Below are 13,881 nucleotides of genomic sequence, written 5' to 3' on the forward strand. Positions count from 1 at the left end.
CCGAGGCGGTGTGCGCCCTGGTCGGAAGTGCAGGACGGTGGGTGCGGTCACCTGGGGGTGGTGGCCGAAAGCGCACGTCGGGGAGGTGCCGGGGGCCGGCCGCGGGGCGTGCGCAGGGGTCATCGGGGCGTGGGGAGCGCGCGGCACCGATCGCCCGCGCTTCCTGATGAGGCGTCAATTTGGCTGGCCGGTAAGCATGATGTGTCCATTCCGCTTATTATTCGGCCAAACGAGGCGCGCGCAGGACCGAATCGGTGATCTTACTGCGGGGGTTCGGCGTGCCTTCCTGACGACGAGAGCAGGGCATGACCCACACAGAACAGGAATCCCGAGCGCCCGCGCCCCGCGCGGGCCGGCGGACGGCCGAACGGGCCGCCGCCGTGGTGGCGGCCCTCGCCGCCGCCACCGCTGTCGCGGCTCCTTCCGCCTCGCCCCAGACCGCCGAAGGTTCGGTGACGGTCCAGGTGGTGCGGACGGTCGACGAGAGCGGAACGTGGTCGGGCCCGGCGATGGAACCGGGCATGGCCGGAGTGACGGTCACCCTGACCGGCGAGGACGGCACGGTCAGCACCGCCCTCACCGCCGCCGACGGTTCGGTGACGCTGAAGCCCGGCAAGTCGACCGCCAGCGGCAAGTACCGCGTCCAGGTGGTCAACCCGAAGCCGGGCGTGCTGTACCCGGCGTTCGCCTCCCGCGAGGGCCTGACCGGCGCGCCGGACAAGCTCAGCAGCAACGAGGAGTTCGTCGACCTCTCGGCCGGCAAGCAGGCCAAGCTCACCACCGGCTTCTGGAACCCGGCCGACTACTGCCAGCAGAACGCCCCGCTGGCCACCGCCTGCCAGCCGGCCTCCCTGGACCCGGCGAGCGGGCGCACCCTGCTGACCTTCCCGTACCGGTCGCGTGGCGTGAACAAGGACGTCACCAACATCGGCACCACCGCCGACACCGGAAACGTCTTCGGCATCGCCTGGAACCGGGACGACAAGCGGCTGTTCAGCTCCGCCCAGGCCAAGCGCGCCACCGTGTACGGCTCCGGCGGCCCGGGCGCGATCTACGTCACCGACCCGGAGACGAAGACCACCTCGCTGTTCACCATCGTCCCGAACGCCGGAAGCACCGCGCACGCCGGCAACGCCCAGGACGACGCCTTCGTCGCCCCGGTCGGCAAGGAGAGCCTCGGCGGGCTGAAGCTCAGCGAGGACGGCCGCGACCTGTTCGTGGTCAACCTCAACGACCGCAAGCTGTACCGCTACGACGCCACGGCGAAGACGGTCGAGAAGCCGAAGGCCAGCTACACCATTCCGACCCCCGACTGCCCGTCGGCCGACGACTGGCGGCCGTTCGGCCTCGGCATGCAGGACGGCGTCGGCTACGTCGGCGGCGTCTGCTCCGGCCAGTCCACCCAGAAGATCAGCGACCTGCGGGCGATCGTGCTGCCCTTCGACCCGGCCACCGGGAAGTTCAGCGCGGCCGTCCTCGACCAGCCGCTCGACTACCACGGCACGCCGGCCGGGTGCAACGGGTACTTCTGGTACCCCTGGCAGGACACCGTTCCGATGACGAACGGGCAGGTCTGCGGCATCAACCCGGAGCCCGAGCTCGGCGAGATCGGCTTCGAGACCGACGGCTCCATGCTGCTCTCGTTCCGCGACCGGTACGCCGACCAGGCCGCCGCCGCGCCGCCCGAGGGCCCGGCACCGAACGGCTTCGTCTCCGTGCTCGCCTCGGCCGACCTCAACAAGGCCTGCAAGTCCGGCGACAGCTACGTGATGGACGTCAACCTCGGCTGCGGGATCACTACCAAGGGCAAGGGCTTCTTCAACCTGAACCGCCCCGCCCCGGTCGGCCACCCCTACGCGTCGTTCGCCGGCATGGCACTGTCCAAGGTCGAGAACTCCATCGCGACCTCCGGCTACGACGTCTCCAACAACATCATCACCGCCGGCACCATGTTCACCCTGCGCACCGGCGGCATCGACCCGGGCTTCGGCAACGAACTGTCCAACGGTCAGTCCCGCTTCGGCAAGGGCGCGGCCATGGCCGACCTCGAGGTGCTCTGCGACAAGGCGCCGCTCCAGATCGGCAACCGGGTCTGGTACGACCCGGAGCGCTCCGGCCTCCAACTGCCGCAGCAGAAGCCGGTCCCCGGCGCGACCGTCAACCTGTACGACGGCGACGGCAAGAAGGTCGGCACCGCCAAGACCACCCCGCGCGGCGAGTACTACTTCGACGACACCAACGTCACCGGCGGGCTGAAGCCGAACACCAAGTACACGATCCGCCTGGACAACCCCGCCGACTACGCCAAGGGCGGCCCGCTGTACCACTGGGTCCCGACCAAGGACAACGTCGGCGACAGCCGCCTGCTCGACTCCGACGGGACCATCCCGAAGGGCGGCACCTACGTCGAGCGCGCGCTGACCACCGGCGGCCCCGGTCAGAACGACCACAGCTTCGACTTCGGCTTCATGCAGCAGCAGGGCGCGCTGCGCCTGGTCAAGCACGACCAGGACGGCAAGCCGCTGCCGGGCGCCGTGTTCCAGCTGTGGCGCGAGACCAACGGCACCGACGGCCTCCAGGCCGACGGTGACAAGCCGGACACCAAGGTCGGCGACCCGTGCACCACCGGCGACGACGGCACCTGTGCCGGCACCGTCGACAAGGGCACGTACTACTGGCAGGAAGTCACCCCGCCGAAGGGCTACCAGGCCCCGGAGCAGCCGGTCCTCGGACCGGTCGTGCTGGACGACGAGCACCTGGAGGACGGCATCACCACCACCGCCGTCAACCAGCTGATCCCCCCGCCGCCCACCACCCCGGCCCCGACGCCCACGCCCACCCCGACGGCGTCGCAGCCCTCGGGCGGCCTGGCGTTCACGGGCACCAACGAGACGGTCCTGACGTACACCCTGGTCGGCGGAGCGATCCTGCTCGTCGCCGGCGCGGGTCTGCTGATCGCGGTTCGGAAGCGCCGCACCCACTGACGCCTCGGCAGCAGTGACCAGGGGCCCCGGGATACTCTCCCGGGGCCCCTTCCCGCACCGAAAACCCTTGCACCGAACGCACCGAGGAGCTGGACGACCCGATGGCATCCGACAAGAAGCGCCCGTCCCGGCGCACGCTGATCGTCAGCGCCGTGGCGGCGGCCGTGCTCGCGGGCGGCGGCGTGACGGCCTGGCAGCTGGTGGGCGGTCAGGAGGAGAGCCGTCCGCTGTCCACCGAGGAGGCGTCCCGGCTGGCGCTGTCCCGGCTGAACGTCTACCAGGCCAGCCCACTCAAGGTGGCGCTGAAGGCCCAGGAGGGCGACGGCATGGTGGTCGAGGTGCAGGGCGTCGTCGACTACCGCACCAAGCACGCGGCGGGCAGCTACACCGTCACCAAGAAGGGCAGCACCGTCGACCACGGGCTGGTGGTGTGGGACACCGGCGGGCTGGGCCTGGCCAAGCAGCCCGACGGGGCGAGCGGTCCGGCCTGGGAGCAGGCCGAGCACGTGCCGCGGGCTGGCTGGACCTCACGCAGCTACGGCACCGACCCGCTGGACGCCGGGCTCCAACTGCTCATCCAGCTGGGCGCGGACCGGCCCGACAACCCGCTGCTGCTGGTCCAGGCCGGCCCGCGATGGCTCGGCCGGGACCGCATCGACGGCCGCGACTACGACCGGATCGCCGGCCCCCGCGCGCGCGACGCCGCCGACAAGGACGCCACCTCGCCGGTCACCTACTGGATCGACGGCGACGGCGGCCTGCGCCGGGTCACCATGCGGATGGCCGGCCTCGGCACCCCGACCACCCTGGACCTCGGTGGCCGGGACGCCGAAGCCAAGCTCCCCGAGGCGCCCTGGGCGACGGCGGGCTGAGATGCCGTCAGACGGCCGTCGGCAGCGGGTAGCTGTCCGGATCGACCTTGCCCGGCAGATCGACGGCCGGGACGGCCGGCGCGTTCGGGTCGGCCATCGACGGCTGCGCGGGCGGCGCCGGTACGGCGTTGAACGCCATCCCCGGCGGGGCCTGCACCCCGGCGGCCCGGCCCGGCGGTACCTTGCCGCCGCCGCCCGCCCCGCACTTGGCCAACTGCTCAAGGTCCGGCGGGCTCTGGGTGCCCGGGCTGTTGTCGGAGAAGCAGTTGCCCGGGTCGGCGGCCGAACTGACCAGGTCCACCCCGTTGCCGGTGGCCTTGTTCCCGGTCACCCGGTTGTTGGAGGCGGGGTGCCCCGGCGGGTCGGTGACCACGACGCCCGCCGCCCGGTTGCCCTGGACGAGGTTGCGCTCGACCCGGTTGTCGGTGCCGCCGCCGATGCCGATCCCGATGCCGAAACCGCCGTCGGCCTGCTGCGGCGAGTCCGCCGAGTTGTTGTTCGCCACCACGTTGCCCGCGATCACCGCGGCGTGCTGCGGGGCCAGCGACTCCAGGTCGTTGGAGTTGATGGTCACCCCGACCCGGTTGTTGACGGCCCGGTTGCCCACCACGGTGAGGTTCTCCGAGGCGTTGGTGATCTCGATGCCGACCGCGTTGCGCTCCACCAGGTTGTTCCGCACCAGCGTGTTGCACGGCCTGCACTGACCGACGTAGATCCCCGAGTCGGCCTGCCCCGACGCGTACGAGTCCTCGATGATCCCGTCGCGCGCGTCGAACGCGTAGATGCCGTACAGGGCGTTTCCGTACGAGGTCACCTTGGTGGCCCGGAAGCCCTGCACGGCCGGGAAGCGGGTGGTGTCCAGCGGGTCGTACGCGGAGCCGCCCGCGCCATGGCGCTGCAACTTCTCGTCGGTGACGCCGGTGAACAGCACGCCGTTGGCCAGGAAGCCGCGCACGGTGAGGTTCTCGACCACGGTGCCCGCGCCGGTCGCCGTGATGCCGTTGATCAGCTTCAGATCGCCGTCGAAGATCACCGTGTTGCGGTCCGAACCCCGAAGCACGACACGGGGCTTGGTGATCCGCACGCTCTCCTTGTAGACGCCCGGGTGCACCAGCACCAGATCGCCGGGATTGGCGACGTCCACCGCGCGCTGCACCGTCGGAACGTCCTCGGGCACCTGGATCACCGTGCCCGGCGGGTGACGGTCGGCGGACGGCGACGCCGACGAGGAACAGGCGGCCAGCGCCGGAAGCAGCAGACCCAGTGCCATCACGCCGGCCCGGAACCGGCGCGGACCGGTCCCTCGGCGTACCAACAGGTGGAAATCATGGAGGAGTTGCATGAAACGTGTTCTATCGTCTCCAATAGCGCCCATGCACATCGAATCGGGGAACCCGCAGGACACCGCCGCCGCCGGACGGCCCCGGTTCGGACGCCGCGCACTGCTCTCCGCAGGCGCCGTGCTGGCCGCGGGGGCGGGCGCGGCAGCCGCCACCGTCATCGGCCGTGAATCCGGGCACCCGGCCCCGGCCGCCACGCCCCCCGCCGCTGTTCCCCACTACGGCGCCCGGCAGTCCGGCCTGACGTACCGCCAACTCCCCGCCACCAGGCTGCTCGCGCTCGACCTGCCTGCCTCCGCCGACCGCGACGCGCTGCGCGGCCTGCTCGCCGCCCTCGACAAGGTGCTCGCCGCGGCCTCCGACGGCAGCCTCGCCGACCCGCGGCTGTCCGCCACCCCGGTCTCCTCGCTGGCCGCCATCGGCCCGTCGCTGGCCGCCCGGCTGAAGCTGCCCGTGCCCGCCGAACTCGCCGAACTTCCCGCCTTCCCCGGCGACCGGCTCGACGCGGCGCGCAGCGGCGGCGACGTCCTCCTCCAGGTCTCCGCCGAACACCCGTGGACCACCGGCGTTCTGACGGAACACCTGCTCACCGCCGCCAAGCCCGCCGGCGCAACCCTCCGCTGGAACCAGGCCGGCTTCCTGCCGTCCGTCCCCGACGGGGAGACCCCGCGCAACCTGTTCGGCTTCAAGGACGGCAGCGCCAACCCCGACCCCGCCGACCCCGGCCTGTGGAACGCCGACGGCACCATCCTGGTCTACCGCCGGATACGCATGGACACCGCCGCCTTCGCCGCTCTCCCGACCGACCGTCAGGAACTGTCCATGGGCCGCCACCTGATGTCCGGCGCCCCCCTCACCGGCACCGGCGAGCACGACGACCCCGACATCTACATCAAGCACCCCGACGGCTCCTACGTCATCCCCGTCGACGCCCACGTCCGCCTCAGCAGCCCCCGCCTCGACGGCGGCGCCCGGATGCTCCGCCGCGGCTACTCCTACGACGACGCCCCCGACGACCGCGGCCTGCTGTTCTGCGCCTTCATGCGCGACCCCGCCCTCTTCACCCGCGTCCAGAACCGCCTCGCCGAGAACGACGCCCTCAACCCCTTCCTCACCCACAACGCCACCGCCGTCGCCTGGGTCCTCCCCGGCTCCCAGCCCGACCGCCCGCTCGGTTCGACGCTCTGATCCCCTCCCGGGCCGGACCATCGGTACCCTGGGGCCGCCGATCCCGGAACGTGCTCAACCACCGGGCCGGTGACGGGATCTGACGGATCCGAGGATTTGCCTGGATGGGGATGGACATGTCCGACAACGCACGCCTCGCCGGGGAAGTCCTGCTGGACGTCGGCAGCCCGGAGGAGTACCGGGCGACGGTCCTGCGATTCCTCACCGATGCGCTGGGCCGGATCGAAGTCCCGCTCAAGGCCCGGGTCGAGGAGCTTGCGGGCGGGAAGGCCGGTCAGATCCACGGCGACGCGCTCACCGGCCGAATCCAGCTGTCGGCGGCCTCGTTGGAGCTCGGCGGCATGTTCCAGCACCGCCCGTACAGCCCGGAGAACCTAGACTGGCTCGCCGACCGGGCGTCCGAGGGCCGAAGCGTGTCCGCGATGGCGGAGATCGTCGGACAGGGCGGACTGACCGTCGAGGTCGTGGGCGTCCTGAGGGCCTGGCGGGACGACGCCGACGACCGGTGGGCCGTCCTTCGGATGGAGACCCCGACCCCCGGCACCCTGGTGGAGAGCATCCGCAGCGTGGCGGACGGGACGGACCCGGTCTTCGGCTCCATCGGCCACGGCGGAGACATCACGTGCACCGAGCTGGAGCACGCGCTGGGCCTCCGCGACCTGGGCGACACCTACGACGACGCCCGCCGGATCCTCCGCGGCTACGACTGGATCACCGTCGTGCCGAAGCAGTTGGCGGCCGAGCACGGCGGCGCCGCCGCCTTCGCCGGATCGAACCTGTCCTCCGTCGACGAGCTCCCGTCCGGCGCCCTGTGGCTGCGCGCCACCGACGAGTTCGCCGACTACCGCGGCTCGGCGGTGTGGGCCGTGTTCCAGGCGCTGGCCCCCATGCTCCCGACCGGCCTGCCGGCCGAGCGGGAGTGCCCGGGCGTGCCGCGGCAGGCGAGTCCGGTGGTCCTGGAGGACGCCGCGAAGTACGGCGCGACGCGGGCGTTCGATTCCTGATCGCGATGGGCGGCGCCTTCCGCGCGGATGTGGAACGCGAGGGCGGGGCTGCGGTCGAGGGCGTCGAGCTCACCGGCGGTTCCGAGGTGACCTGCTGATCCTCACCGATGGGTGGCACCGGGGTCGGGGTCGTGGTGGATCGGCCCCGTCGTCGTGGTGAGCGGGAGGTGGGTGCCGCCGCGGGTGTGGGCGACGATTTCGGCGGCGATGGAGATGGCGGTCTCCTCGGGGGTGCGGGCGCCGAGGTCGAGGCCGATGGGGGAGTGGAGGCGGGACAGCTCGGCTTCGGTGAGGCCGGCTTCGCGGAGGTGGGCGAGGCGGTCGTGGTGGGTGCGGCGGGAGCCGAGGGCGCCGATGTAGGCGACGGGGAGGCGCAGGGCCCGCTCCAGCAGGGGGAGGTCGAACTTGGCGTCGTGGGTGAGGACGCACAGGACGGTCCGGGCGTCCAACTGCCCGGCCTGGGTGTCTAGGTAGCGGTGCGGCCAGTCGACGACGATCTTGTCCGCGTCGGGGAAGCGGCGGCGGGTGGCGAACACCGGGCGGGCGTCGCAGACCGTCACCTGGTAGCCGAGGAACTTGCCGATCCGGACCAGGGCGGCGGCGAAGTCCATGGCGCCGAAGACCAGCAGGCGCGGGGGCGGGACGTAGGACTCGACGAAGAGGGTGCCGGAGTCGAGCGGGAGGAGGCCGGTGCGGCCGGCGGAGAGCATAGCGCGGGTCTCGGCGACCATCGGGTGTTCGAGGGGGAGGGCGCCGTACTCGGCGTCGGGCGTGACGGTGAGGGTGCGGCCGAGGAGGGCTGACGGCCCGTCGACGATCCGGGCCACCGCGACGGGTACCCCGGAGGAGACCAGGGAGATCGCGGCGTCCAGGCCGGGGGAGGAGCCGGGGACGACGGGCTGGACGAAGACGTCGAGGGAGCCGCCGCAGGTCAGGCCGACGGCGAAGGCGTCCTCGTCGCTGTAGCCGAAGTGCTGGAGGACCGGGGTGCCGCTCGAGAGCACCTCCTGGCAGGTCTCGTACACGGCGGCTTCCACGCAGCCCCCGGAGATCGAGCCGACCGCCTCGCCGTACGCGTCGACGGCGAGTGCCGCGCCCGGCCCGCGCGGGGCGCTGCCCGAGGCGCGGACCACGGTGGCCACGGCGAAGGGGCGTCCGGTGGCGTGCCAGGCGTGGAGTTGCGCGGCGATGTCCTGCACGAGTACTGCTCCCTACTAATGGACGCCCAGCCAGGACTTGATCGGGGCGAGCGCGAAGTAGACGACGAACACGAAGGTGAGGATCCACATCAGCACCCCGGGCTCGCGCCACTTCCCGGTGCCGGCCTTGACGACGGTGTAGGAGACGACCCCGGCGCCGACGCCCGCGGTGATGCTGTAGGTGAACGGCATGACCACGCTGGTGAGGAACACGGGGATGGCGACCTCGCTGTCCGACCAGTCGATGAGCCGGGCCTGGCTCATCATCAGCGAGCCGATCACCACCAGCGCGGCGGAGGCGACCTGCACCGGGACGATGGCGGCGATCGGGGAGAAGAACAGCATCAGCGTGAACACGCCGCCGGTGACGATGGATGCCAGTCCGGTGCGGGCGCCGTCGCCGACGCCGGTCGCGGACTCCAGGAAGACGGTCTGCCCGGACGCCCCGGCCACGCCGCCGATCGCGCCGCCCGCGCCGTCGATGAACAGCGCCTTGGACAGGCCCGGCATCCGGCCCTTGGAGTCGGTGAGTCCGGCTTCGGTGCCGACGCCGATGATGGTGGCCATCGCGTCGAAGAACCCCGCCAGTACCAGGGTGAACACCGCGACGGAGGCGCTGATCGCGCCCATGCTCTTCGCGCCGAACGCACCGAACAGGTCGACGTGGCCGAACAGCCCGAAGTCGGGTGCGGCGACCGGCGACCCGGGCCAGACCGGCGCGGTGCCGCCCCAGTCCTGGGGGGTCAGGTCGGCGGCCTTGTTGACGATCATCGCGGCGGCGGTGCCGAGCGCGAGGCCGAGCAGGATCGCGCCGCGCACGCGCCGGGCGAGCAGCACGAAGATCAGCAGCAGGGTGAGGCAGAAGAGCAGCACCGGCCAGCCCTCGAGTTCGCCGGCCGGGCCGAGGGAGAGCGGGGTGGGCCCGCCGGTGTGCACGAATCCGGCCTTGACGAAGCCGACGATCGAGATGAACAGGCCGATGCCGATGGTGATCGCGTACTTCAGCGGCAGCGGAATGCCGTGCATGATCCTCTCGCGCAGGCCGGAGACGACCAGCAGCACGATCAGCAGACCGTAGATCACGCACAGGCCCATCGCCTGCGGCCAGGTGGAGTGCGGCACCACCAGCGCGGAGATCACGCCGGAGACGGACAGGCCGGCGGCGAGCGCGAGCGGAACGTTGCCGACCACGCCCATCACGATGGTGGTGACGGCGGCGGCGAGCGCGGTGGCGGTGGTCACCTGGGCGTGGTCGAGCTTGTGGCCGGTGACGTCCGCGCCGCTCAGGATGATCGGGTTGAGCAGGATGATGTAGGCCATCGCCATGAAGGTGGTGAGGCCGCCGCGCAGTTCGGTGCCCACGGTGGAGCCGCGCGCCGAGATCTTGAAGTACGTGTCGAGCGTGCCGCGCGAGGTGGGGCCGGGCTCCACCGGGGTCTGTGCCATGTCGGTTCCCAAGGATCAGAGAGTCAGGTGCTCCGGCCGGACCGGGATGCGGGTGAGGGCCTTCCCCGTGGCTTGTCGGATCGCCGCCACGATCGAGGGGGTGGCCGAGACGGTGGGGGCCTCGCCGACGCCGCGCAGCCCGTACGGGGCGTGCGGGTCGGGAAGTTCGAGGAGTTCCACCGGGATCGGCGGGGTGTCGAGGACGGTCGGGATCAGGTAGTCGGTGAACGAGGCGTTGCGGACCTTGCCGTCGGCGATCACGATCTCCTCCATCACGGCCAGACCCAGTGCCTGCGTGCAGCCGCCCTGGATCTGGCCGACCACGGCGAGCGGGTTGAGCGCCCGTCCGACGTCCTGAACGGCCGTCAACTCGACCACCTTGACCAGTCCGAGCTCCACGTCCACGTCCACCACGGCGCGGTTCGCGCAGAAGGAGTACTGGACGTGGCCGAAACCCTGCCCGGTCTCCGGGTGCAGCGCGACGGTCGGGCGGTGGCGGTGCACCCGGGTCTGTTCGACGGCCTCGTCGCCGAGCAGCTCGGCCAGCGAGGTCAGCACCCCGGCGGACGCGGAGACCACCCGGCCGCCGGCCAGCGTCAGGTCGCGGTGCGTCCAGCCGTGCCGGCGCCGGCCCCGGTCGAGCAGCACCTCGCGGACCGCCTCGGCGGCGAGCTTGACCGCGCCGCCCGTCATGTAGGTCTGCCGGGAGGCGGAGGTGGAGCCGGCCGAGCCGATCTCGGTGTTGGCGGGGTGGATGGTGACGTGCTCGACGCCCAGCTCGGTGCGGGCGATCTGGGCGTGCACGGTGACGCCGCCCTGCCCGACCTCGGCCGCCGCCGTGTGCACCATGGCGACCGGCTCGCCGCCGATCAGCTCCAGCCGGACCCGGGCGGTGGAGTAGTCGTCGAAGCCCTCGGAGAAGCCGACGTTCTTGATCCCCACCGAGTAGCCGACGCCGCGCACGATGCCCTCGCCGTGCGAGGTGTTGGACAGCGCCCCCGGCAGGTTGCGCAGGTCGGACGGGTCGAGCGGCGGCGGCAGCGGCCGGTCCTTGGCCCGCCGGAGCAGTTCGGCGACCGGCGCGGGCGCGTCGATCTGCTGCCCGGTCGGCATCAGGTCGCCCTGCGCGACGGCGTTCAGCTGCCGCAGCTCCACCGGGTCCATACCGAGCGCGGCCGCCAGCTTGTCCATCTGCGACTCGTAGCCGAACGCGGCCTGCACCGCGCCGAAGCCGCGCATCGCCCCGCACGGCGGGTTGTTGGAGTACAGCGCCAGGGCGTGCATCGCCACGTTCGGGATGACGTACGGGCCGTGGCCGAGCGAGGCGGCGTTGCCGGCCACGGCGGGGGAGGTGGAGGCGTACGCGCCGCCGTCCAGCACGATCCGGCAGTCCGCGAACACCAGTTTCCCGTCACGGGTGGCGCCGTGCTCGTAGCGCATCCGGGCCGGGTGGCGGTGCACGTGCCCGAAGAAGGACTCGTCGCGGGAGTACACGATCTTGACGGGCCGCCGGGTGCGCAGCGCCAGCAGGCAGGCGTGGATCTGCATCGACAGGTCCTCACGGCCGCCGAACGCGCCGCCCACCCCGGCCAGGGTGAGGCGGACCTTCTCCTCCGGCAGGGCCAGCACCGGCGCCATCTGCTGCCGGTCCACGTGCAGCCACTGGGTGGCGATGTACAGGTCCACGCCGCCATCCTCGGCGGGCACGGCGAGGCCCGACTCGGGGCCGAGGAACGCCTGGTCCTGCATGCCGACCTCGTACTCGCCGGACACGATCACGTCCGCCAGCGCCCGTACCCCGTCGGTGACGCCCCGGCCCGCGACCAGGCGCTGCTCGTGGCAGAGGTTGCCGTGCGCGCGGGCCTTGTACTCGTGCGGCTCGTGCACGTAGCCGTGGTGCTGAGGGTCGAGGCACTGCTCCTCGGTGGTGATCGGGGTGAGCACCTCGTACTCGACGACGATCCGTTTCGCGGCCCGGCGGGCCGTCTCCGGGTGGTCGGCGGCGACCAGCGCGATCGGCTCGCCCTGGTAGCGGACCTTGTCGATCGCCAGGGCCGGCTGGTCGGCGATCTCCAGGCCGTAGAACTTGGCGCCCGGGATGTCCTCGTGGGTGAGCACCGCGTGCACCCCGGGGACGGCGAGGGCCCCCGAGATGTCCACGGACAGGATGTTGGCGCGCGGGTGCGGGGAGCGCAGCGCGGTGCCCCACAGCATGTCCTCGTGCCACAGGTCGGAGGAGTAGGCGAACTCGCCCTTCACCTTCAGCGTGCCGTCGGGGCGCAGCGGGGACTGCCCGATGCCGTGCTCGGACGCCTGGCTGATCTTCTGCAGGTTCTTCTCGGCCTGGATCGGACGGGTCGTCATTCCCGGCCCCCCGCCCCGTCGATGCGGGCCGAGGCCAGCCGCACCGCGTCCATGATCTTCTCGTAGCCGGTGCAGCGGCACAGGTTGCCCGACAGCGCCTCGCGGATGTCGGCGTCGGACGGCCGCGGGTCCCGGGCCAGCAGCGCGTCGGTCTGCACCAGCAGGCCCGGCGTGCAGAAGCCGCACTGCACGGCGCCCGCGTCCAGGAACGCCTGCTGGACGGGGCCGAGTCCGCCGTCCTGGCCGGTCAGGCCCTCGACGGTGCGCACCTCGCGGCCCTGCACCTGGCCGGCCGCCACCAGGCAGGCGCAGACCGGGACTTCGTCCAGGTAGACGGTGCAGGAGCCGCACTCGCCCTGCTCGCAGGCGTTCTTCGAACCGGGCAGGCCGACCCGCTCGCGCAGCACGTACAGCAGCGACTCGCCCTCCCACACGTCGTCGGCCTCCACCGGCCGCCCGTTGGCGGTGAACGTCACCCTCATGCCGCCCTCCCGGGCCGATAGTCGTTCCAACACCACGTCAGCGTGCGCCGGGCCAGCACGGCCAGCGCATGGCGCCGGTACGCGGCGGTGCCCCGGACGTCGTCGATCGGGTCGGCGGCGGCCGCGACCAGTTCGCCGAAGCGCCGCACCACCTGCGGGGCCGGCGGGTCGCCGGACTCCCACGCCAGTTCGCCCGCCAGGTACGCCTCGGCGTCCGAGGCCCGGCGCGGGGTCGGCGCGGCCGAGCCGATGCCGGTGCCGACCGTGCGGTCCTTCGGGTGCAGGGCGAGACCGAACGCGCAGACCGCGATCACCATCGCGTTGCGGGTACCGACCTTGGAGAACTGCTGCGGGCCGTCGGCGACCGGGATCCGCACCGCGCGGATCAACTCGTCCGGCGCCAGGCAGTGCCGCTTCACCCCGACGTAGAACTCGTCGATCGGGATCAGCCGCACCCCGCGCACCGAGTGCGCCTCCACCCGCACCCCCCGCCCGGCGGCCAGCAGCGCCGGATGCGCGTCACCGGCCGGCGAGGCCGCGCCCAGGTTGCCGCCGACACTGCCGCGGTTGCGGATCTGCGGCGAACCCACCGTCCGCGACGCCAGCGCCAGCCCGGGCAGCGGGCCGGACAGCTCGTCGATGATCCGCGCGTACGGCACCGCCGCGCCGAGGCGCACCGACGCCCCGTCACTGCTCCACTGGCCCAGCTCGGTGATCCGGTTCAGGTCGAGGATCGCGGACGGCCGGCGCAGGTCGAAGTTCAGCTCGACCATGACGTCAGTGCCGCCGGAGACCGGCAGTGCGCCGGGGTGATCGGCCATCGCCCCGAGCGCCTCGTCCCAGGTCGCGGGTCGAAGGAACTCCATGCGGTGTCTCCTCTCTTCGTCGACGCGGCTCTTCGTCGACGCAGCGCCCCGGCCGGTGCGGCCCGGCGGTGTGCAGGCCAGTGAACCGCCGTCACCGGCATGGTCGGCAGTCACCGATGACATGAGCGCCGACGGT

The 13,881-nt window shown here is 72.2% G+C and carries 10 protein-coding genes; 4 read left to right on the plus strand and 6 right to left on the minus strand.

The window, feature by feature from the left end:
- Positions 1–305 precede the first annotated feature (305 nt).
- Together ACFYST_RS04340 and ACFYST_RS04345 are read left to right on the plus strand one after the other, a co-directional pair.
- Complete coding sequence (locus tag ACFYST_RS04340; protein ID WP_387859741.1) at positions 306–2,984, plus strand: SdrD B-like domain-containing protein; 2,679 nt, start codon at positions 306–308, stop codon at positions 2,982–2,984.
- Positions 2,985–3,085: 101 nt separating this feature from the next.
- Positions 3,086–3,856: a hypothetical protein gene (locus ACFYST_RS04345; RefSeq protein ID WP_387859743.1), complete on the plus strand. Its 771-nt coding sequence runs from the start codon at positions 3,086–3,088 to the stop codon at positions 3,854–3,856.
- Positions 3,857–3,863: 7 nt separating this feature from the next.
- Here ACFYST_RS04345 and ACFYST_RS04350 read toward each other — a convergent pair whose 3' ends face one another.
- Positions 3,864–5,198 (minus strand): nitrous oxide reductase family maturation protein NosD, encoded by a 1,335-nt coding sequence (locus ACFYST_RS04350; RefSeq protein ID WP_387859745.1) that lies wholly within the window; start codon positions 5,196–5,198, stop codon positions 3,864–3,866.
- A gap of 31 nt (positions 5,199–5,229) precedes the next feature.
- On the opposite strand from ACFYST_RS04350, the gene ACFYST_RS04355 reads away from it, so the two are divergent.
- Positions 5,230–6,384, plus strand: coding sequence for a Dyp-type peroxidase (locus tag ACFYST_RS04355; protein WP_387859746.1), 1,155 nt, complete (start codon positions 5,230–5,232; stop codon positions 6,382–6,384).
- Between the two features lie 116 nt (positions 6,385–6,500).
- Positions 6,501–7,388, plus strand: coding sequence for a hypothetical protein (locus ACFYST_RS04360; RefSeq protein ID WP_387859747.1), 888 nt, complete (start codon positions 6,501–6,503; stop codon positions 7,386–7,388).
- 101 nt (positions 7,389–7,489) lie between these two features.
- Here the strand turns inward: ACFYST_RS04360 and ACFYST_RS04365 are convergent, their stop codons facing one another.
- From ACFYST_RS04365 to ACFYST_RS04385, 5 genes are read right to left on the minus strand one after another with little or no spacing between them, the layout of a single operon-like run.
- On the minus strand, positions 7,490–8,587 hold the full coding sequence (locus tag ACFYST_RS04365; protein WP_387859749.1) for an XdhC family protein: 1,098 nt from the start codon (positions 8,585–8,587) through the stop codon (positions 7,490–7,492).
- 15 nt (positions 8,588–8,602) lie between these two features.
- Positions 8,603–10,033 (minus strand): NCS2 family permease, encoded by a 1,431-nt coding sequence (locus tag ACFYST_RS04370; RefSeq protein WP_387859751.1) that lies wholly within the window; start codon positions 10,031–10,033, stop codon positions 8,603–8,605.
- Between the two features lie 15 nt (positions 10,034–10,048).
- On the minus strand, positions 10,049–12,397 hold the full coding sequence (gene pucD, locus ACFYST_RS04375; protein ID WP_387634486.1) for a xanthine dehydrogenase subunit D: 2,349 nt from the start codon (positions 12,395–12,397) through the stop codon (positions 10,049–10,051).
- On the minus strand, positions 12,394–12,879 hold the full coding sequence (locus ACFYST_RS04380; RefSeq protein WP_387634483.1) for a (2Fe-2S)-binding protein: 486 nt from the start codon (positions 12,877–12,879) through the stop codon (positions 12,394–12,396). Before ACFYST_RS04380 ends, pucD begins: the two co-directional genes overlap by 4 nt.
- A complete protein-coding gene (locus tag ACFYST_RS04385; protein ID WP_387859752.1) occupies positions 12,876–13,745 on the minus strand; it encodes an FAD binding domain-containing protein in 870 nt (289 codons plus the stop codon). The genes ACFYST_RS04380 and ACFYST_RS04385 overlap by 4 nt, the downstream gene beginning before the upstream one ends.
- Between the last annotated feature and the right edge of the window lie 136 nt (positions 13,746–13,881).

Origin of the sequence: Kitasatospora sp. NPDC004614 (assembly GCF_042873675.1) — a bacterium.
GTDB lineage: Bacteria > Actinomycetota > Actinomycetes > Streptomycetales > Streptomycetaceae > Kitasatospora.